Here is a 20752-nt window from a genome sequence, read left to right on the forward strand (position 1 = left end):
GAAGAGTGCCTGACTGGCACTCTTCAACCCTTCAACTAGCCACGACCTCGTGTTTTTGTCCCTTTTATCGCCGCATTTTTTTCAATAAAGTCGATGATCATCCCTGCAATGTCTTTACCTGTTGCGGCTTCAATACCTTCAAGACCAGGAGATGAGTTCACTTCCATCACCAGTGGCCCACGTTCTGAGCGCAACAAATCCACGCCAGCGACGTTAAGACCCATGATTTTGGCCGCAGCAACCGCAGTACGGCGCTCTTGCGGGGTGATTTTGACGAGTGATGCGCTACCGCCTCGATGCAGATTTGAGCGAAATTCGCCTTCCGCCCCTTGACGCTTCATCGCGGCGATCACCTTGTCGCCAATCACAAAACAGCGAATATCGGCGCCGCCGGCTTCTTTAATGTACTCTTGGACCATGATGTTGGCCTTTAAGCCCATAAACGCTTCAATCACACTTTCGGCTGCTTTTCGTGTTTCAGCAAGCACTACGCCAATACCTTGTGTTCCTTCTAGAAGCTTGATCACAACAGGGGCACCGCCGACCATCTCCAACAAATCTTTCACATCATCTGGTTTGCTGGCAAAACCGGTGATCGGCATACCGATGCCTTTACGAGAAAGTAACTGCATGGAACGAAGCTTATCTCTAGAGCGGGTGATCGCCACGGACTCGTTGACCGGATAGACACCCATCATCTCAAATTGACGCAACACAGCGGTGCCATAGAACGTCACCGAGGCGCCAATACGAGGAATGATGGCATCAAACCCTGACAGCTCTTCGCCTTTGAAATGAATTTCAGGTTTGTCTGAGTTGATATTCATGTAACAACGTAGAGCGTCAATAACCTTCACTTCGTGGCCGCGTTCTTTTGCTGCCTCGATTAAACGCTTGGTCGAGTAAAGTTTAGCGTTACGAGACAGAACACCGATTTTCATGCTGTAATTTCCTAATAGGGCAATACTCATCCGGCGATGGTCTCCGAATGAGTGCAAACAAAACAATAGAAACTCAGATGCCAGAGCTAGCACCTGTGACTTTTAAGATAAAGAGTCAGCGCGAAAAAGTGGCGATAATGACGCCTCAGCGCTGTAAGGACGCGAACCTTAGCAGTGGGGTAAATGGCTTGGCTAACAAAAATTAATTGTCGTCACCACAAATATTATCGCTCGATGATAGCCCAATCCGTGCGGCGATTTTGAGTCACAAAAAAGCCGAGCAAGAGCTCGGCTAGTACAGCAATACCATGTTTAGATGAAAGACTATGACTTCTCAGGAATCGCTTCCAGCAGGGCGACCATTTGCTCCCAAAAGAGCGCCACGGTATCAATCTTAACCTTTTCATCTGGTGAGTGAGGGAACTTAATGGTAGGACCAAAAGAGACCATATCCATATTTGGGTAAGGTTCTTTAAATAGACCACACTCTAGACCGGCGTGAATCACCATGATGTTCGGCTTGTGACCGTAAATGCCTTCATACATGTCGCGGAAGATGGCCATGATCTCTGAATCCGCATCCGGTTTCCAGCCAGGGTAGGCGCCAGAGAAAGCGATCTTAGCACCAGCAAGCTCAGCCACGGAGGTGAGCATGCCTTCAACTTGTTGGCGACCCGAGTCAATCAAAGAGCGAACTAAGCAGAGAACGTGAATGGCTTCTTTTTCTGTGGTAATGACACCAACGTTTAATGAGGTCTCGACCACTCCTTCAATGTCGTCACTCATACGAATCACGCTATTCGGGCAAGCGTTCAAAGCGGCGATAAAACGTTGTTGATCGTTAATAGACAACACATCTTCCTGGCTGTCACTCACTTCGTTAAACGTGACAAGGCTTGTTTCCACTTTGCCTAGCTCGTTGATAAGCAGTTGTGTGTAGAACTGATAAAGCTCGGCAAGCTTGGCTTCGTTTTCAGCAGGGACGGCGACCGTAACAAACGCTTCGCGTGGAATTGCATTGCGCAGGCTACCACCACGGAATTCAATCAGGCGCAAATCCAGTTCGCTTGCGTGACCTGCTAGGAATCGAGCGAGGAGTTTGTTGGCATTACCGCGTCCAGTGTGGATATCACAGCCTGAGTGTCCGCCTTTTAAGCCTTTAAGAATAAGCTGTCGGGTCACATAGCCCGCAGGCAGAGCTTCGCGTTGGATCTCGAACGTCATTTCACCGTCGATACCACCGGCACAACCCATGTACACTTCACCCTCTTGCTCAGAATCGGTATTGAGCAGAATGTCGCCTTCTAACCAACCCGCTTCAAGACCAAATGCGCCAGTCATGCCTGCTTCTTCATCAATCGTCAGCAGCACTTCTAGTGGCCCGTGTTTAATGTCATTGGACGCCAATACCGCGAGACAAGACGCCATACCAATGCCGTTGTCCGCACCCAAGGTTGTGCCTTTGGCGGTGACCCACTCACCATCAATATAAGGTTGGATCGGGTCTTGGGTAAAATCATGATCCGTATCTTCGTTTTTCTGCGGCACCATATCAATGTGCGCCTGCAGAACCACACCTTTTTTATTCTCCATCCCTTTGGTCGCCGGTTTTTTGATGAAGACGTTGCCGGTTGGATCGCGTTTGACTTCTAGGCCTTGATCGGTCGCCCAATCAATGATCATTTGCGCTAGGGCTTCTTCGTGTTTCGATGGGTGAGGAATGGAGCAAATCTTGTCGAAAAACTGCCACAAAGGCGCTGGTGACAAGCTGCTAATTTCAGAATGGAACTCAGACACGGATAACTCCTTATAATGAGAGATGGCAAATATTGTCTTATGCACCAAATGATGAGTAGCACAAACATCCAAACTTGCCGATTTGATGTTGGTCAGAATAGCACTCTCAAGATCGATACCCAAGTGAGTTGATGCAAACTGCAGCGAAAAGTGCCTACCTCTCTATCGACGGGATATTCAATGATGTGATTATCAATCTGACAGATTAACTTAGATGCTAGTGATTTTTATGTAATTAAATTACAGTTGCGGTTTAATTTGAATCAGTAATCGCAATTTTTTGTGACTTTTATCACTTTAGGTGTTGTAATTTAATTTCTATAAGGTATATTTGTAACCACTTCGGCAGCGAAGTAAAAACGCTCAAAGGATGAGTCCGAGTTATCGCCTCCAAGGAACTGAGAAATCAATCATTGTAATGTGTTTAATTGATTTAGAAGGTGATGTTATGAAAGGTTTACCAAGTGCAGCGTTCTGGCTAAACAAATCTGTTTATACAGGAAGCTTTACTTACCCCACTAGCTTTGGTTACTAACACTGAAAGCTTGTTTATCTCGAACGTTATGTTCACCCCCTAATATTGGAATATATTTGCAGCGCCGTTTTCGCTGACATGATTCAACCGCCACTCATTTTGAGTGGCGTTTTTTTATCCACCAACTCACCGATTTCTCCTTATTAATGCCATTCTCTGCATATTATGCACATAAGCACGTGTTACTCAGGTTACAAACTGCCGTTCTGGATTTGAAAGTTTACAACATGGTACAAAAGTTCACCGTCTGAATGATGATGTCTTTTCTTTCTATCTTTATGAATTTTCTTTGTTTTTGTTTTGTTTGTGGCTCTTTTATAGCGATAGGTTGGCCATTTACAACCCGAAATATTGATTAGAGTCATAATTCTATCTGGAATTTACTATTTGATGACTTTATAATTCCGCCAATCGATTACGCAACCGTTTACTTTTTACCCTTTTAGGATTCGATCATGTTCGAAAAACTGTTCAAACTCAGTGAAAATGGCACGAATGTCAAAACTGAGATCATTGCCGGTGTGACCACATTCCTGACAATGGCTTACATCATTTTTGTCAACCCAGCGATGCTGGCCGATGCAGGGATGGACAAGGGCGCTGTCTTTGTTGCGACCTGTTTAGCCGCTGCGATTGGCTGTTTTATCATGGGCTTTGTCGCTAACTACCCGATTGCATTGGCGCCAGGTATGGGCCTCAACGCGTTTTTCACTTATGGCGTTGTTTTGGGTATGGGCCACTCATGGCAAGTCGCGCTCGGTGCGGTGTTTATCTCTGGTTTGATCTTCATGGCGCTTTCGGTATTCAAAATCCGTGAGTGGATCATCAACTCCATCCCATTGTCGCTGCGCACGGGTATCTCTGCGGGTATTGGTCTATTCCTTGCGTTTATCGGCCTACAAAACTCAGGTATCGTCGTTGATAATCCAGCGACCTTGGTCGGCTTGGGCCACATCACAAACCTAGCACCAGCCTTGGCTGCCTTGGGCTTTTTCTTGACCATCGGTTTGGTGTACCGCGGTGTTCGTGGCGCTGTGATGATCGCGATCCTTATTATCACCGCACTTGGTCTATTGGTGGGTGATGTGCAGTGGGGCGGTGTGATGTCGACACCACCAAGCATTGCGCCGACCTTTATGGAAATGAACATTGCTGACGTGTTTGAAGTGGGCATGATCTCAGTGGTCTTTGCCTTCTTGTTTGTTGATCTCTTTGACACGGCGGGTACGCTGGTGGGTGTCGCGACTAAGGCGAACTTCATTAAAGAAGACGGCAAACTACCACGTTTGAACAAAGCACTATTGGCAGACTCAACCGCAACGTCAGTGGGCGCGGTACTTGGTACCTCAAGCACTACGTCTTACGTAGAGTCTACGGCAGGGGTTGCGGCAGGCGGTCGTACTGGTTTAACGGCGGTGGTTGTTGGCGTTCTGTTCTTGTTGGCACTGTTCTTCTCGCCTTTGGCAGGCATGATTCCTCCATACGCGACCGCTGGCGCACTGTTCTACGTGGCGATTCTAATGATGTCTGGCTTGGTCAGCATCGATTGGCGTGATCTAACAGAAGCGGCACCGGTTGTGGTGACGTGTCTGCTGATGCCACTGACTTACTCAATCGCAGAAGGTATTGCACTGGGCTTTATCTCTTACGCTGCAATTAAGCTACTGAGTGGTAAAGGACGCGACGTGTCTGTGAGCGTTTGGGTACTGTCGGCAGTCTTCTTACTGAAGTACGTCTTCGCTGGTTAATAACAAGCATTGAATCAACAACGCCACAGCGCTTTCGCTGTGGCGTTGTTTTATAGAGAATATAATTCGCCATTGGTATTGGCCGCCGCTTCCGGTAAAATAATCGTTTGCGTAGCTTTTCCCCTATTTGGCCTGGTGCATCAAGCTGTAGGTTGTATCAACTTAGCTTGTTTTTCAGGGGATGCCGATTGGACAAAACTATTAGGTTATTACAATGAGTAAAAAATTCATCATCACTTGGGATCAGATGCACGCGTACTGTCGTGAACTTGCAGAAAAGCAGATGCCTGCCGAGCAATGGAAAGGGATTTGGGCTGTGAGCCGTGGCGGTTTAGTACCGGGTGCTATTTTAGCGCGTGAACTCGGTATTCGTTACGTGGATACCATCTGTATTTCAAGCTACGATCACGATCACCAACGTGATATGAGCGTATTGAAAGCACCTGAAGGTGACGGTGAAGGTTACCTTATCGTTGAAGATCTGGTCGACAGTGGTGACACAGCACGCAAGCTTCGTGACTTGTACCCGAAAGCGAAATTGATCGCCGTGTGCGCGAAACCATCAGGCGCTGAACTTTTAGATGACTACGTGGTGGATATCGCTCAAGAGACTTGGATTGAGCAACCATGGGATATGTCGATTCAATACATCGAACCGATCAATCGCAAACAAAAGTAATGCTTTTTCACTCTTGGGTGAATGCATTGGCGATTTCAATAAAGAATCTTGATAAATGACCCTTTCTTGGGTCATTTTTTTTATTACTATGAAAGAATCGAACGAATACACGAGTAATGTGATGTCGGAAGAAGTAAGCAAAAACCTGTCTGAGACGCTGTTTGCCAAAGATAAAAAAGCCAAAGAGACGTCGGAGTTGATTGCCTACATGCCATCAAGTCAGGCACTGCTGGATGAAAAACGGGTCGAAGACGGCTACAAATGGTATCGCAACTTACGCCGCCTGCAATGGACATGGCAAGGGCTACAACCTATCGAAATCGAAGGCGTATTAGCGGCGATGGCCTCCTCAAAGCACTCGCGTACCCATGATGAGTGGCTAGATACTGTGATGGGCTATCACAGCGGGAACTGGAACTTCGAGTGGACAAAGTTGGGTATGCTGCATCAAAAGCGCGCGCAACAACTCAAAGGTGAAGAAGCGGCTGATGAGCTCTTTAACGCCTCACTTTGTTACAGTATCGCTGGTTATCCGCACCTCAAAAACGATACGCTCGCCGCTCAGGCGCAAGTGTTGGCGGGCAATGCTTATGAGGAAGCAGCGAAACAGACTAAGTATACTGTCAAACGGCTAGAGATCCCGCATCAAAATAAAAAAATCGTCGCCCACCTTCACTTAACTCGTACTGATGAGCCACAACCTGTGGTGATGGTGAGCGCAGGTCTCGATAGTCTACAAACGGATATGTGGCGTCTATTTCGCGATCATCTAGCCAAAAAAGGCATCGCGATGCTCACTATCGATTTGCCATCTATGGGTCACAACACCCATTGGAATCTGACGCATGATAGCTCTTGCCTACATCAGGCCGTGCTAAATCAACTGGTTGATATTCCTTGGGTTGATCATCACCGAGTGGGTTTAATCGGGTTTCGTTTTGGTGGCAATGCCATGGTGCGTTTGTCATTTATGGAGCAAGAGAAGATCAAGGCGTGCGTAACGCTAGGGGCGCCGATTCATGACATCTTATCGTCTCCGGATAAAATCAAGCAGATGCCCAAGATGTATCTGGACGTGTTGGCATCGCGCATTGGGAAGAATATTGTCGATATCAACAGCTTAGCGATTCAACTGATGGCATGGTCGTTGAAGGTGCAAGGTATCTTAGGTGGGCGTAAAACCAAGGTGCCTATTTTGGCGATGAACTTAGAGCGAGATCCTGTTTCTCCCTTTAGTGACAACCGATTAGTCGCCTTGTACAGCCAATACGGCAAAGCGAAGCAAATCAGTGCTAAGACAATTACACAAGGATATGAGCAATCCCTCGATTTAGCGATCAAGTGGCTAGAAGATGAGCTAATTAGATGACATTGTGGGTTTTTTAGACGACACTAAAGTAATGACGTACCGCATCTAAAGTGTCCGTCACACCGTGTTCCAGCCAACAGATAATAATGAATATGGAGATTCACTATGACTGGAGAAAAAAAGACCCCGACGCATTTTCGCTTGTTAACCACACTGCGTGCTATTGGTCCCTATCTGCGAGAAGTACAGAGCTCGGAAGGGGCGTATCTATTTGATTGCCTGTCTGTGTGTGTCAACGACAAGAAATCCCCTGAAAAGCGCGAGTTTTGGGGCTGGTGGCTTGAGCTTAGCTTAGTCGACGGCTATTACGAAGCGCGTTACCGTACTGGTCTTTATGATGTCAGTGGTGAATGGCGAGACGAACCCTTGCCGAAAAAGGCCGTGGAAGATGTCACCAAAACCCAAGAAGCGTTTCATCAAAAATTGATTGAAACCTTGTCAACGGAGTTTGAACTCGAAGTAAAAATGCATCAGCAATCGGTCGAATTTGTCTAAATTTCATTGATTGACATTGAATCCTAGTAAAAAGGCGCGTTATCGCGCCTTTTCTACTTGTGAAAAGCGGATTTGATTGCTAAAACAACAGGTCAGTTTTTTAACCATCCTTATTTCTCATTCAAAGTAGAAGTGTCATGAATCAGCAACGCACCGCTGCCGCATCACCAAAAACCGTGGTAGTGAAACTTGGGACCAGTGTACTCACTGGTGGGACTTTGGCGCTTGATCGGGCTCATATGGTTGAGCTTGCGCGTCAATGTGCAGAACTTAAAAAGCAAGGCCACTCAGTGGTCATGGTCTCATCGGGCGCGATTGCCGCAGGTCGAGAGCACTTAGGTTATCCCGCACTCCCCAATGCGATGGCCAGCAAGCAGTTGCTGGCGGCGGTTGGTCAAAGTCAGTTGATTCAAACTTGGGAAGCCTTGTTTGGCATTTACGGCATTAAGATTGGTCAAATGCTGCTCACGCGCGCTGACCTCGAAGACAGAGAGCGTTTTCTCAACGCGCGCGACACCATCAATGCCCTAGTTGATAACGACATCATTCCTATTGTGAATGAGAACGATGCCGTCGCCACCAGTGAAATCAAAGTGGGCGACAACGATAATTTATCGGCCTTGGTTGGCATTCTTTGCGGCGCAGACAAACTGTTGCTGCTGACGGACCAAAAAGGTCTGTTTACCGCTGACCCACGCAAAGATCCCTCAGCAGAGTTGATCAAAGAAGTGAAAACCATCGACGATACGCTACGTAAAATCGCCGGCGGCAGTGGCACAACCTTAGGGACGGGCGGCATGGCGACCAAGCTACAAGCGGCTGATATCGCACGCCGCGCTGGGATTGAAGTCATCATCGCCGCAGGTAGCGCGCCAGATGTGATCTTTGATTCGTTAAGTGAAGCGCCGCAAGGCACGCGCTTTTTGCCATGCGAGGAAGCGCTGGAAAACCGTAAACGTTGGATTCTTGCAGGCCCTGCGGCATCAGGTACCATCACGATTGATGATGGGGCGGTGCGTGCCGTGATCAAAAACGGCAGCAGCTTATTGGCTAAAGGCGTCACAGCGGTGACTGGCGAGTTTGCTCGTGGTGAGGTGGTTCAAGTGACCGCACCCGACGGGCAGCTAGTCGCGCGAGGTATCGCTAGCTACTCTAGCCAAGACATGGCCAAAATTATCGGCAAGCACAGTAAAGATATTATCGCTATCCTCGGTTACGACTACGGTAGTGAAGTGCTGCACCGCGACGATATGGTCGTTATCCAAGAATAATCAGACGAAGGAGCCGAGAGTGAAACTTATTTCAATGGGCAAGGCAGCAAAAGACGCTGCTTTTCAACTTGCCACCGCATCAACGAAACAGAAGAACCAAGCCCTAGCGATCATCGCTGATGAATTGGAAGCTAATGCAGACCTTATTCTTGCTGCCAATGCTAAGGACATCGAACTGGGCCGAGAAGCGGGGTTGACCGATGCCCTGCTTGACCGTCTGCTGCTCAATCCTGAGCGCTTGAGCGGTATTGCCAATGATGTGCGCAATGTGATCACCCTCAATGATCCTGTTGGCAGTGAGATAGACAGCAAGGTGCTAGAGAATGGCATGTCTCTCTCTCGCCGTCGTGTGCCGCTCGGTGTAGTCGGTGTGATTTATGAAGCGCGCCCTAATGTCACTATCGATATTGCTGCGCTGTGTTTAAAAACCGGCAATGCGAGTATTTTGCGTGGGGGTAAAGAGACGTTTTACTCCAATATGGAGTTGGTGAAGGTCATCCAATCTGCACTGGCCAAAGCCGGGTTGCCTGCGGCGTCGGTTCAGTACATTGAAAATCCAGATCGCGAATGGGTCTCTCAGCTACTCAAACTGGATGATTACGTCGATATGATCATTCCAAGAGGCGGCGCAGGTTTACACAAAATGTGTAAAGAGAACAGTACGATTCCTGTCATCATCGGCGGATTTGGCATTAGCCACATTTTTGTTGATGAAAGTGCCGATCTAGCAAAATCGCTCGATGTGGTGGAAAACTCCAAAGTACAGCGTCCATCAGCATGTAACTCGCTAGACACCTTATTGGTACATCAAGCGGTCGCGGAACGTTTTCTGCCTATGATTGTTGAGCGCATGAACGAGAGTGTCGCGTTTGTCGCAGAACCTAAAGCGAAAGCCTTGATGGCGGGCGCACGCGATCTTCGCGACGCGAAAGAGGGCGACTTTGACACTGAATGGTTGAGTTACACCTTAGGCGTGAAAGTGGTGGCGGATGTCAATGAGGCGATTGACCATATGCGTGTTCACAACGCGAGCCACTCCGATGCGATCATGACCAACAGCTTGGAAAATTCAGAGCGTTTCATTAACTCAGTGGGTTCGGCGGCGGTGTATGTCAACGCAGCGACGCGATTTACTGATGGTGCGCAGTTTGGCCTTGGTGCTGAAGTTGCTGTGTCGACCCAGAAATTGCACGCACGCGGTCCTATGGGTCTAGAAGAGCTCACCAGCTACAAATGGGTCGGTAAAGCGAACTACTTGCCGCGCAGTTAACACTTTCACCAGACACCATTTGAAAAAGGGGCAAGTTTGCCCCTTTTGCTTTTCTAACTTCTTGGATTTCCGTTACACTGTTTGCCACTAATATGGAGGTGATATGCATTGTCCTTTTTGTTCTGAGAACGATACTAAAGTGATCGACTCTCGTCTTGTAGCTGACGGCCACCAGGTGCGCCGCCGCAGGCAGTGTTTAGCGTGCAGTGAACGATTCACTACCTTTGAAACCGCGGAATTGGTGATGCCGAAAGTCATCAAGTCCAACGGAAATCGTGAGCCATTCAATGAAGATAAAATGATTGGTGGTTTGCAACGAGCGCTTGAGAAGCGTCCGGTGAGTGCCGATGCCGTAGAGTTGGCCATCAGCATGATCAAGTCTAAGTTGCGTGCGACGGGGGAACGAGAAGTGCCGAGTGAGATGATCGGCAATCTGGTCATGGAGCAGTTGAAAGAGCTCGATAAAGTGGCTTACATTCGTTTCGCGTCTGTGTACCGCAGCTTTGAAGATATTCGTGAGTTTGGTGAAGAGATCGCCAAGCTCGAAGATTAAACGGTTAAGCGTGGTGAAAGGCGAGCATGTTTAGTGCACAAGATTATCAAATGATGGCGCGCGCCATTGAACTCGCACAGCGTGGGAAATACACCACAGCGCCGAATCCTAATGTTGGCTGTGTCATTACCCGAGATGGCGACATTGTCGGTGAAGGTTTCCACTTTCGAGCCGGTGAGCCTCATGCTGAGGTACATGCGCTGCGTATGGCAGGCGACAAGGCGCAAGGGGCGACCGCTTATGTCACCTTGGAGCCGTGCTCTCACTATGGTCGCACGCCGCCCTGCGCGGAAGGCTTGATCAATGCCCAAGTCGCGAAGGTTGTCTGCGCGATGCAAGATCCTAATCCGCAAGTGGCAGGTCGTGGTATTGAAATGCTACGCAGCGCGGGTATTGAGGTCCAAGTCGGGCTGCTCGAACAAGATGCCGTGGCGTTAAACCCATTCTTCCTAAAGCGCATGCACAGCAAAATGCCTTATGTACAATTGAAACTAGCGGCGAGCCTTGATGGACAAACGGCGCTAAGCAATGGGGAGAGCCAATGGATCACCAGTCCAGAAGCCCGTCAGGATGTGCAGCGCTACCGAGCGCAAAGCAGTGCGATTCTCTCCACTAGCCAAACGGTGATCGCCGATGATGCTTCACTTAATGTCCGTTTTGATGACTTGCCTGCGTCGCTGAAACTTCAATACTCACCCACCGATCTCCGTCAGCCAGTGCGTGTCATTTTGGACCGGCAAGGGCAGCTTCATCCAGAGCTTAAACTCTTTAATACACCGGGCGAGGTGCTGGTGGTGGGGCCAAATGGCGCTCTCAACGCACCGCTCGGGGATGATGGACGTGTGGATCTCTTTGCTACGTTCGCCAGCTTAGCCCAAGATCACAACATCAATCAGCTATGGATTGAAGCGGGCCCAACGCTTGCGCAAAGTGTGCTCAAAGCGGGATTGGTGGATGAGCTGATTCTCTACGTCGCGCCTAAACTGATGGGCAGTGATGGACGAGGCCTGCTCGGTGCTTTAGGGCTTGGTGCCATGAGTGAATGCATCGAGCTCGATATTCAAGATATTCGTATGGTCGGCAAAGATATTCGTGTTGTCGCCAAACTAGCTAACAAAGAATCCTAATATGTTTACAGGTATTGTAGAGGCAGTAGGGATCCTATCTGCCATCACCCCAAAAGGGGAAGACATCAGTGTGACCGTCGAGGTCGGTAAATTGGACATGAGCGATGTCAAACTGGGCGACAGTATTGCGACCAATGGTGTCTGCTTAACGGTGGTGGATTACACCGCGACCAGTTACAGCGCCGATTTATCCCTCGAGACACTGCAAAAAACCGGCTTTGCTGATTATCAAGCGGGCGACAAAGTTAACCTTGAAAAAGCCATGCTGCCGACCACTCGATTTGGCGGTCATATTGTCTCCGGCCATGTGGACGGTGTTGGCGAGATCGTTGAGCGCAACAGTGTCGGTCGCGCGATTGAGTTCTGGGTCTCGATGCCGGAATCCATCGCGAAATACGTGGCAGAGAAAGGCTCCATCACGGTTGATGGAATTAGCTTAACGGTGAATGCGCTACGTAAAAACGCTTTCAAGCTCACTATCGTGCCGCATACGGGAGAAGAGACCACCATTGCCGACTTCCACGTCGGGCGTAAAGTCAATCTCGAAGTCGACGTCTTGGCCCGTTACATGGAGCGTCTATTAACGGCCTCCACCTCTGCACAGCCAGAATCCACCCTAACACTCGAATTCTTACAACAAAACGGATTTGCGTAGTGACGGAACGTCCGCAAAAGCCGCGCCAATAATAAGGAACAGAATCATGCCAATTAGTACGCCTCAAGAAATCATCGACGACATTCGTTTGGGTAAAATGGTCATCCTCATGGATGATGAAGATCGTGAAAATGAGGGGGATTTGATCATGGCGGCGGAGCACGTCACGCCGGAAGCGGTCAATTTTATGGCAACCCACGGTCGCGGTTTGATCTGTTTGACCATGACCAAATCACGCTGTGAAAAGCTCGGATTGCCACCTATGGTGCAAGACAATAATGCGCAGTACACCACCAACTTCACGGTGTCGATTGAGGCTGCTGAAGGGGTGACAACGGGTATCTCTGCCGCCGACCGCGCCCGTACAGTACAAGCCGCAGTGGCAAAAGACGCTAAAGCGGCGGATCTCGTTCAGCCCGGGCACATTTTCCCGCTGGCCGCCCAAGAAGGTGGCGTGTTAACGCGCGCAGGTCATACCGAAGCAGGCTGCGATTTGGCTCGCCTTGCAGGTCTTGAGCCCGCAGGCGTGATTGTTGAAATCCTTAATGATGACGGCACGATGGCGCGTCGCCCTGATCTGGAAGTGTTTGCGCAAAAGCACGACATCAAACTGGGCACCATTGCCGATTTGATTGAGTATCGCAACAACACGGAAACCACCATTGAGCGCGTAGCGGAGTGCCAATTGCCGACGGAGTTTGGTGAGTTCAAATTGGTCACATACCGCGATGTTATTGACAACCAAGTCCATTACGCGTTGTGCAAAGGTGAGATGACACAAACCCCATTGGTGCGTGTTCACTTACAAGATACCTTTACTGACTTGCTGCACAGTAACCGGAACGCAGACCGAAGCTGGAGCCTGGATGCGGCGATGAAGCGCATCGGTGAAGAGGGCGGTGTATTGGTGATTTTGGGTAACGAAGAGTCGACCGATTTACTCATCCACCGCGTCAAGATGTTTGAAGCGCAAGACAAAGGGGAAGCGCCGACGCTGGCCAAGCGTCAAGGTACATCACGTCGCGTGGGCGTTGGGTCGCAAATTCTTGCGGATCTCGGTGTGCATGATATGCGTCTGCTGTCATCGACCAACAAAAAATACCATGCATTGGGTGGTTTTGGTTTGAATGTCGTTGAGTACGTCTGCGAATAAGCAGGATTGAGTGGAAGGTGGCATCGTCTGCCACCTCCCCAGTCGGTGCGAATTTCCATTAGATATTGCTCACAAATTTGTGCTAGAATCCGGCGATTCTCACTTGATGAATATAGTTAAAGGAAAGCTTATGAAAGTGATCGAGGGTGGCTTCCCAGCGCCAAATGCAAAAATTGCTATCGTTATTTCTCGTTTCAACAGTTTTATTAACGAAAGTCTATTGTCTGGTGCAATCGATACTTTAAAGCGTCATGGACAAGTTAGCGAAGAGAACATCACCGTTGTGCGTTGCCCTGGTGCAGTTGAACTGCCATTGGTTGCTCAACGTGTTGCAAAAACCGGTAAATTTGACGCGATCGTATCGCTTGGTACGGTGATTCGTGGTGGTACACCACACTTTGACTATGTTTGTAGTGAATGTAACAAAGGTCTTGCTCAAGTCTCATTGGAATACAGTTTACCAGTGGCGTTTGGCGTATTGACCGTTGATACAATTGACCAAGCAATTGAGCGCGCAGGAACCAAGGCTGGTAATAAAGGTGCAGAGGCTGCACTAAGCGCACTTGAGATGATTAACGTTCTATCCGAAATTGATTCCTAATGGGGGCCAGTGTGAAACCAGCCGCACGTCGTAATGCACGTCGATTTGCTTTACAAGCAATCTACTCTTGGCAAATTACCAAAGAAAATGTTGCCACAATTGAAGAGCAGTTCTTATCGGGCGGTAAGTACGATGAAGAAGAGCACCACGCTCAAGAGCCAGCGCTTTCTGCTCCAGATACAGACGTTGCCTACTTCCGTGACCTGTTATCAGGTGTTGTGCTAAGTCACACAGAGCTAGACAGCAAAATTCGCCCATACACCGCGCGTCCAATGCAAGATTTGGACATGATGGAGCTTGCGTTGCTTCGTCTTGCGATGTATGAAATGACTCGCCGCGAAGATGTTCCTTACAAAGTGGTCATCAACGAAGCGATTGAGTTGGCAAAAGTGTTTGCTGCAGAAGACAGCCACAAATTCGTCAATGGTGTGCTGGATAAAGCCGCACCACACGTACGTAAAAAGTAACTCAGTAGTTTGAGATAAAAGGTCAGCAAGCGCTGACCTTTTTTATGTGAGAAATTCTCTATGGCGAGTGAATTTAACCTAATTAATCGATATTTTGTTGGTCGACAAGGGCAGCGCAAAGACGTGCTGTTGGCGGCAGGCGATGACTGTGCGCTAGTCCAACCACCAGGCAGTGATCTGGCGATTGCGATCAGCACCGATACCTTAGTCGCGGGGACCCATTTCCTCCTCGATGCCGATCCTCACGCTGTTGCGCACAAAGCGTTGGCGTCCAACATCAGTGATTTAGCGGCGATGGGAGCAACACCTGCTTGGGTGTCGTTGGCGCTCACCCTACCTGAGGCCGATGAGTCTTGGTTGAGCGGATTTTGTGACGCATTCTACCAATTGGCGGACTATTTCGATATTCAACTGATTGGCGGAGACACCACCAAAGGGCCGCTCAGTATGACCTTAACAGTACAGGGATACGTAGACCCAAATAAAGCGCTACGCCGAGATGGGGCCCAAGTAGGGGATTGGATCTACGTCACCGGAGAGCTTGGTGATAGCCAAGCGGGGTTGGATGTGATCCTTGATCCAAGCTTGGCCCAAAAGCCTTTGGCAAGCGAGTTAGTACATCGACATTACTATTCAACGCCGCGTGTCTTGGTCGGACAAGCCTTGTTGGGGCTCGCCAGTGCCGCGGTCGATATCTCTGATGGGTTAATTGCTGATCTTGGGCATATTCTTGAATGCTCAGAGGTTGGAGCAAGCCTTGACGTGAGCACGCTTCCTGTTTCTAATGAACTGGTGACATTTTTGGCCAGCACTGAACGTGCTCAGCAAATGGCGTTGTCGAGCGGCGAAGAGTACGAACTCTGTTTTACCGTCAGCGAGGCCAATCGTGGCTCCATTGAGAGTGCGCTAGCACACTGTAATTGTAAAGTGACCTGCATCGGCCAAATTCGCCCACAGGGTCACTGGGAACTTCACACAAAAGGACAACCAATGACATGGCCACGACAAGGCTATGATCATTTTAGTGAATCAGTATGACAAATCCCTTAGCACTTATTTCGCTGAAAAACCCGTGGCATCTACTTGCGACAGGCTTTGGCAGCGGGCTTTCTCCTATCGTCCCCGGCACCATGGGCACCTTAGCTGCGGTGCCTTTTTATCTTTTTTTAGTCCAGCTACCGTTACCACTCTATATTGTGGCGGTGCTGTTCTCTTGCTGGATTGGCGTCAAAATTTGCCAAGTGACGTCTGATGACATGGGCGTGCATGATCACGGATCGATCGTCTGGGATGAGTTTGCTGGCTTTTGGATCACCATGCTGGTGGTGCCTCTGTTTAATCTGTCGACGACGGATTGGAAGTGGCTGTTGACCGGATTTGTCTTGTTTCGATTTTTCGATATGGTCAAGCCTTGGCCGATCGGCTGGCTCGATAAGCGTATCCACGGCGGCTTAGGGATTATGATTGATGATATCGTCGCTGGCGTCATGGCAGCGGTGTCACTCTATTTCATTGGTCGATATGCAGGCTGGCTATAGCAGAGTGTAGTCATAGAAACAGCTAGATATAGAACGCGATAAAAAAGGACAGCAACTGCGCTGTCCTTTGTCTTTCTAGGTTGAGAGTACGCTTATTTCAGCTTCTCTAAATCGGCTTCAATCTCGGCAATCTTGCTGGCGACCACTTTCTCTAAGTGACGAAGATCGGACAAGATTTTCTGTTTCACATCCGTTTCAGCCGCTTTTTCTGGTCGTGTGATTTGGTTCAATTCATCGATAACCAGCGTTAAATTGCGATTAATCTCAGTCACTTCTTTGTATTGGTGACTGCCACTGTCGACGAGTACGTTTTTGACTTGGCGGGGATATTTGAATTTTACGCTTTTCGCAAACAATTCGCCTTTTTGCTTACGAAAATAGATCTTTAACACATCCTTGTGCGCTTCTTGACGAAGTGAATAGCGCTCAATTTGCTTAGGCTCGTGAATACCTAAACCAGTGAGGTTTGGAAACATAAGCTACCTCTTTTGTGTTGTAGTAACCCCTTCCCATCCGGGAAGGGAAACAAAGTGTTCATAGGTTAATGTAGCAGCCTATGATCGTGGTAGATAGTTGTTTTTTAATCAGCTTTGTAACTTGTGGACGAGATCGCTTACGGTGCCAACTCCGCCACGTTCTTGATCAAGGTCTCACGCAGTCGTTGCTCTTCTTCTTCGCTGAGCTTGCCGGTGTGATCACTAGTGATAATGAACAAGTCCTCAGCCCGCTCACCAATAGTGGTGATTTTGGCGGCGTGCAGGTTGAGATTCAATTCGGCAAATGTCGCCCCTACCGTGGCAAGCAGTCCTGGGGTATCGAGGGCCACAAACTCCATCAAGGTGCGCTTTTTACTCTTAGTCGGCAGAAAGTCGACTTGTGTTTTCACCTTGAAGTGCTGCAGGTTACGCGGCACTCGACGGGTTTTGATCTTGGTTGGGCGGCCATCTTCGAGTACGTGAACCAAGTGCTTAATCAGTGCCTTGTGGCGCGTCTTATCAATGACCTCACCGTGTTGATCCAACACCATAAAGGTATCTAACACATAACCATCTTTACTGGTCATAACCTGCGCATCGTGAACGTTGAGATTGCGCCTATCTAATTCGGCTACCACAGTCGCAAACAGAGCATGTTGGTCTTTACTGTAGACAAATACTTCCGTTCCGCCTCGGGTTGCTTTCTTAGAGATTAAGATCAATGGCTTAGCCGGATCGTCATGGCGCAGCAGATGCGCGCAGTGCCACGCAATTTGTTTGTGGGTGTGTCTTAAGAAGTAGTCGGCTTTAAAGCGTTGCCACAGTACTTCGATCTCTCTGGCACTGAACCCCTCTTTGCGCAGCAGCGCAGAAGCTAACTGCTGGTTGTGACGGATGCGCTCACGTACATCGACAGGGTTCTCTAAACCGCGGCGTAAGGCACGTTGCGTCGAGTAAAAAAGCTCAGCGAGCAGTGTGCGTTTCCAACTGTTCCAAAGTTCAGGGTTGGTGGCGCAGATATCAGCGACGGTTAGGCAGACTAGGTACTCCAGATACTCTTCATCCCGCACTTGCTTGGCGAACTCAGTGATCACCTCAGGATCGTAAATATCTCGGCGCTGAGCAGTGACAGACATCAAGAGGTGATGACGAACCAACCAAGAAACCAGTTTGGCCTCAGGTTTCGACAAACCATGCTCAATACAGAAATCATAGGCTTCTCCTTCACCAATCACCGAGTGATCGCCGCCGCGCCCTTTACCGATATCATGAAAAATCGCCGCAAGGATCAAGAGCTCTTTCTTTTGAATTCGTGGGTAGATTTCACAGCAAATCGGATGCTTGTCGTGATTTTGCGCAAAGCTAAAGGTGTGAATGTGTTTCAGCAAGCGCATGCTGTGCTCATCGACGGTGTAGACATGGAATAAGTCGAACTGCATCTGACCGACAATTTGACTCCATTGCGGTAAATAGGCGGCTAATACTCCGAGTTTGTGCATCAGTGTAAAGGCGCGAGTGAGGGCGTTCGGGTGTCGGCACAGATCCATAAACTTTTCACGCGCTGCTGGGATAGTGTGAAGAAACTTGTTCAAACGGCGTCGTGCGGTGCGAAGTTGGCGCATAGTGGAGGGCGCGACGCCATCAATGGTGGAGTCGTTGGCGATATGTAAAAACATATCCAGAATGGTTTCAGGACGCGCTTGGAACAATGCAGGTTTACGCGCTTCTATTAGGTGTCCTCTGCGCTGAAAATCCTCACTGAGAATGATAGGCTCGGCCTCAATCCCATTGTCCAGAATCGCTTGGTCGAACAACTTAAGCAGCATTTTGTTGAGTTCAGCCACACGGCGCAGCGTGCGGTAGAACTCTTTCATCATTTTCTCCACACCTCGATTACCCTCACCTTGAAAACCGAGCAGCTCGGCAACTTGGGCTTGGTGGGCAAAGGTGAGGCGGTTGTCGTAGCGCTTTAACTGTAGATGCAGGGCAAAACGCACGCGCCAAAGGAAATCTTGGCATTCGACCAACTCACGATATTCCGCGTCAGTGAGAAAGCCATATTTACTCATCTCTAACAAAGAAGTGGCCCCGAAATGGCGCCTTGCGACCCAGCTTAAGGTGTGAATATCCCGCAGTCCGCCTGGAGTTGACTTAATATCGGGCTCCAGATTGTAGGTGGTGTCGTGATAGCGCGCATGGCGCTCACGTTGCTCTTGTACTTTCGCTTGATAGAAGATTTCGCTTGGCCAGAAGCTCTCTGAATGGATTTCCATCTTCAGCTTGTGGAAGGTCTCTTCACAGCCACACAACAAGCGGGCTTCTTGTAAGTTGGTGGCAACGGTTAGGTCTTCTCGGCCGATTTGCGCGCATTGCTCAACCGTACGCACGGCGTGACCAATCTCCAGGCGCAAATCCCACAGCAGGGTAATAAATTCGCTGACTTTGGCGGCCAACGCTTCCGGTAAGGTATGGCGAGAGACAATCAGGATATCAATATCCGAGAGCGGGTGTAGCTCACCGCGGCCATAACCGCCTACCGCAACTAAGCTGATGTTGGGTAAGTTGGCGAAACCGAAATGTTGCCACAGTCGATTTAATAGCAAATCAATGTAGTCAGAGCGACCTAGGACAAGGTCAGTCACTGGGTGATGGTTGAGAAATTCATTCTTTTGATGTTCAGCAAACTGTTCCAGTTGCTGTTTAAGCTCGGCGACGGAGAGTTGCGACTCGTCGAGCGCTAAAGGGGTTTGAAAGGGCATACAGCGAATCCATGCAGCAAAAAATCCTAATTAGGAATCTAGCAAAGTTAGTCAGATAAAAAAATATCCCCGTAAGCGGGGATATTCCATTCAATCGTTAATCGTTGTTCATCAGGCGTGGGATGGTGTCATCGCTTCTTAGTGTCAGCACTTCACAGCCGTTGCTCGTTACTACTATGGTGTGCTCATACTGAGCGGATTTTTTGCCATCGCCAGTGTAGACCGTCCAGTCATCTTCGGCGTCGACGCTGACACCAAATTTACCGGCGTTAATCATAGGCTCGATGGTAAAGCACATGCCTTCTTTCAACACACGTCGGTCATTGTTCTTGTAGTGAACAATTTGTGGCTCTTCATGGAATTCGTTGCCGATACCATGACCACAGAAGTCTTTGACAATAGAAAACTTATTACGTGGGTTTTTCTTGTTGTTCTCTTTGATGTATTTCTCGATGGCACTGCCAATATCGCCAACCGTAGCACCCGGTTTGACTTTACGCATCCCAACGTACAGGGCTTCTTGTGTCACCATACACAAGCGCTTGTCGGCAGGGGAGACCTCACCCACTAAGAACATCTTCGAAGTATCGCCATGGTAGCCTGCTGGGCGCACGGAAAGATCGGCGTTTTCATCATCGGGAACAATCACTGTGATGTCGATGTTGATGATGTCGCCATCTTTTAACACCGCCGGTTTCATCTGACCGTTGCTACCCATTTCATCTTGGTTGGCAGGAATGCCGTGACACACAATGTGGTTGATCGAAGTACAGATAGATTTCGGGAAACCATGATAATCGAGTGGCGCAGAGTACGCACCTTTGCTGGTGGCGTAGTCGTGACAAATCTGGTTGAGCTCATCGGTCGTTACGCCGACTTGGACGTGCGGCTCGATCATCTCTAGGATTTCAGCGGCCAATGCGCCAGCTATGCGCATGCGTTCAATTTCTTGTGCGGTTTTGATCTTAATTGACATCGGCTTTCTCTATCTAACACTGTCAGCACGCTCTGGTGCGAATGGCCGCATTCTAACAGGAAGAGGGGCGAAAGTGTAATCTCGATAAATCCTTAAGATGACTAGGGTTGCTGTGACGGTCGGTGATTTCGCGGGGTTTGGACGCGGTGAAAGTGGTTTTTTTTCTAGCCAAACAACACAAAAATATGATATAAAGCGCGCCGGAATTGCGGTCTGTTCTCTTCACCTTGATGCGTTGAGGTGGCGAAGCGGGCAACATCCAAACACATTTATCTTTAAATCACACACATTCCGACACATATTCCGGGGTGCTGGGCAGAAGCCTAGTCGGAGTTATGGGGA

At 48.9% G+C, this 20752-nt stretch carries 20 protein-coding genes; 15 read left to right on the top strand and 5 right to left on the bottom strand.

The window, feature by feature from the left end:
* Nucleotides 1-35: 35 nt before the first annotated feature.
* Both rimK and AC6R0R_RS09730 read right to left on the bottom strand, forming a co-directional pair.
* Entirely contained in the window at nucleotides 36-941 is a 906-nt protein-coding gene (gene rimK, locus AC6R0R_RS09725) for a 30S ribosomal protein S6--L-glutamate ligase (protein ID WP_487901292.1), read from the bottom strand.
* A 324-nt stretch (nucleotides 942-1265) separates the two neighbouring features.
* Nucleotides 1266-2738 (bottom strand): aminoacyl-histidine dipeptidase, encoded by a 1473-nt coding sequence (locus AC6R0R_RS09730; protein WP_500626540.1) that lies wholly within the window; start codon nucleotides 2736-2738, stop codon nucleotides 1266-1268.
* Nucleotides 2739-3186: 448 nt separating this feature from the next.
* Between AC6R0R_RS09730 and vcdP the strand changes: the two genes are divergently transcribed.
* The 15 genes from vcdP to pgpA all read left to right on the top strand — a co-directional run bounded on the left by vcdP (nucleotide 3187) and on the right by pgpA (nucleotide 16199).
* Nucleotides 3187-3273: a small protein VcdP gene (gene vcdP, locus AC6R0R_RS09735; RefSeq protein ID WP_500626601.1), complete on the top strand. Its 87-nt coding sequence runs from the start codon at nucleotides 3187-3189 to the stop codon at nucleotides 3271-3273.
* A gap of 455 nt (nucleotides 3274-3728) precedes the next feature.
* Nucleotides 3729-5021 (top strand): NCS2 family permease, encoded by a 1293-nt coding sequence (locus AC6R0R_RS09740; protein WP_487901289.1) that lies wholly within the window; start codon nucleotides 3729-3731, stop codon nucleotides 5019-5021.
* A gap of 214 nt (nucleotides 5022-5235) precedes the next feature.
* On the top strand, nucleotides 5236-5700 hold the full coding sequence (gpt, locus tag AC6R0R_RS09745; RefSeq protein ID WP_334554424.1) for a xanthine phosphoribosyltransferase: 465 nt from the start codon (nucleotides 5236-5238) through the stop codon (nucleotides 5698-5700).
* A gap of 121 nt (nucleotides 5701-5821) precedes the next feature.
* Entirely contained in the window at nucleotides 5822-7069 is a 1248-nt protein-coding gene (frsA, locus tag AC6R0R_RS09750) for an esterase FrsA (protein ID WP_487901287.1), read from the top strand.
* 105 nt (nucleotides 7070-7174) lie between these two features.
* Nucleotides 7175-7564 carry a sigma factor-binding protein Crl gene (gene crl / locus AC6R0R_RS09755; protein WP_500626541.1) on the top strand — a complete coding sequence of 130 codons (390 nt, stop codon included), beginning with the start codon at nucleotides 7175-7177 and terminating at the stop codon, nucleotides 7562-7564.
* Nucleotides 7565-7701: 137 nt separating this feature from the next.
* Entirely contained in the window at nucleotides 7702-8835 is a 1134-nt protein-coding gene (gene proB, locus AC6R0R_RS09760; protein WP_500626542.1) for a glutamate 5-kinase, read from the top strand.
* A 19-nt stretch (nucleotides 8836-8854) separates the two neighbouring features.
* Nucleotides 8855-10105 (top strand): glutamate-5-semialdehyde dehydrogenase, encoded by a 1251-nt coding sequence (locus AC6R0R_RS09765; RefSeq protein WP_500626543.1) that lies wholly within the window; start codon nucleotides 8855-8857, stop codon nucleotides 10103-10105.
* Between the two features lie 103 nt (nucleotides 10106-10208).
* The gene (nrdR, locus tag AC6R0R_RS09770) at nucleotides 10209-10658 is read left to right on the top strand and encodes a transcriptional regulator NrdR (RefSeq protein WP_334554434.1); all 450 of its coding nucleotides are present in this window, start codon (nucleotides 10209-10211) and stop codon (nucleotides 10656-10658) included.
* A 26-nt stretch (nucleotides 10659-10684) separates the two neighbouring features.
* Nucleotides 10685-11785, top strand: a complete 1101-nt coding sequence (gene ribD / locus AC6R0R_RS09775; RefSeq protein ID WP_500626544.1) for a bifunctional diaminohydroxyphosphoribosylaminopyrimidine deaminase/5-amino-6-(5-phosphoribosylamino)uracil reductase RibD — start codon at nucleotides 10685-10687, stop codon at nucleotides 11783-11785.
* Nucleotide 11786: 1 nt separating this feature from the next.
* Nucleotides 11787-12440: a riboflavin synthase gene (locus tag AC6R0R_RS09780; protein ID WP_500626545.1), complete on the top strand. Its 654-nt coding sequence runs from the start codon at nucleotides 11787-11789 to the stop codon at nucleotides 12438-12440.
* Nucleotides 12441-12486: 46 nt separating this feature from the next.
* The gene (gene ribBA / locus AC6R0R_RS09785) at nucleotides 12487-13593 is read left to right on the top strand and encodes a bifunctional 3,4-dihydroxy-2-butanone-4-phosphate synthase/GTP cyclohydrolase II (protein WP_500626546.1); all 1107 of its coding nucleotides are present in this window, start codon (nucleotides 12487-12489) and stop codon (nucleotides 13591-13593) included.
* A 130-nt stretch (nucleotides 13594-13723) separates the two neighbouring features.
* Nucleotides 13724-14194 (top strand): 6,7-dimethyl-8-ribityllumazine synthase, encoded by a 471-nt coding sequence (ribH, locus tag AC6R0R_RS09790; RefSeq protein WP_053408902.1) that lies wholly within the window; start codon nucleotides 13724-13726, stop codon nucleotides 14192-14194.
* Nucleotides 14194-14661, top strand: a complete 468-nt coding sequence (gene nusB / locus AC6R0R_RS09795) for a transcription antitermination factor NusB (protein WP_334554444.1) — start codon at nucleotides 14194-14196, stop codon at nucleotides 14659-14661. The genes ribH and nusB overlap by 1 nt, the downstream gene beginning before the upstream one ends.
* Before the next feature lie 60 nt (nucleotides 14662-14721).
* Nucleotides 14722-15699, top strand: coding sequence for a thiamine-phosphate kinase (gene thiL / locus AC6R0R_RS09800; protein WP_500626547.1), 978 nt, complete (start codon nucleotides 14722-14724; stop codon nucleotides 15697-15699).
* The gene (gene pgpA / locus AC6R0R_RS09805; RefSeq protein ID WP_500626548.1) at nucleotides 15696-16199 is read left to right on the top strand and encodes a phosphatidylglycerophosphatase A; all 504 of its coding nucleotides are present in this window, start codon (nucleotides 15696-15698) and stop codon (nucleotides 16197-16199) included. The genes thiL and pgpA overlap by 4 nt, the downstream gene beginning before the upstream one ends.
* Before the next feature lie 92 nt (nucleotides 16200-16291).
* On the opposite strand, the gene AC6R0R_RS09810 is transcribed toward pgpA, so the two are convergent.
* From AC6R0R_RS09810 to map, 3 genes are all read right to left on the bottom strand, one after another.
* Nucleotides 16292-16675 carry a DUF3461 family protein gene (locus AC6R0R_RS09810; RefSeq protein ID WP_334554450.1) on the bottom strand — a complete coding sequence of 128 codons (384 nt, stop codon included), beginning with the start codon at nucleotides 16673-16675 and terminating at the stop codon, nucleotides 16292-16294.
* Nucleotides 16676-16812: 137 nt separating this feature from the next.
* Nucleotides 16813-19434 (bottom strand): bifunctional uridylyltransferase/uridylyl-removing protein GlnD, encoded by a 2622-nt coding sequence (gene glnD, locus AC6R0R_RS09815; RefSeq protein WP_500626549.1) that lies wholly within the window; start codon nucleotides 19432-19434, stop codon nucleotides 16813-16815.
* Between the two features lie 97 nt (nucleotides 19435-19531).
* Nucleotides 19532-20410 (bottom strand): type I methionyl aminopeptidase, encoded by an 879-nt coding sequence (gene map, locus AC6R0R_RS09820; RefSeq protein ID WP_487901279.1) that lies wholly within the window; start codon nucleotides 20408-20410, stop codon nucleotides 19532-19534.
* Nucleotides 20411-20752 lie beyond the last annotated feature (342 nt).

The sequence above is a fragment of the Vibrio sp. R12-SW3-ISO1 genome, from assembly GCF_059834005.1.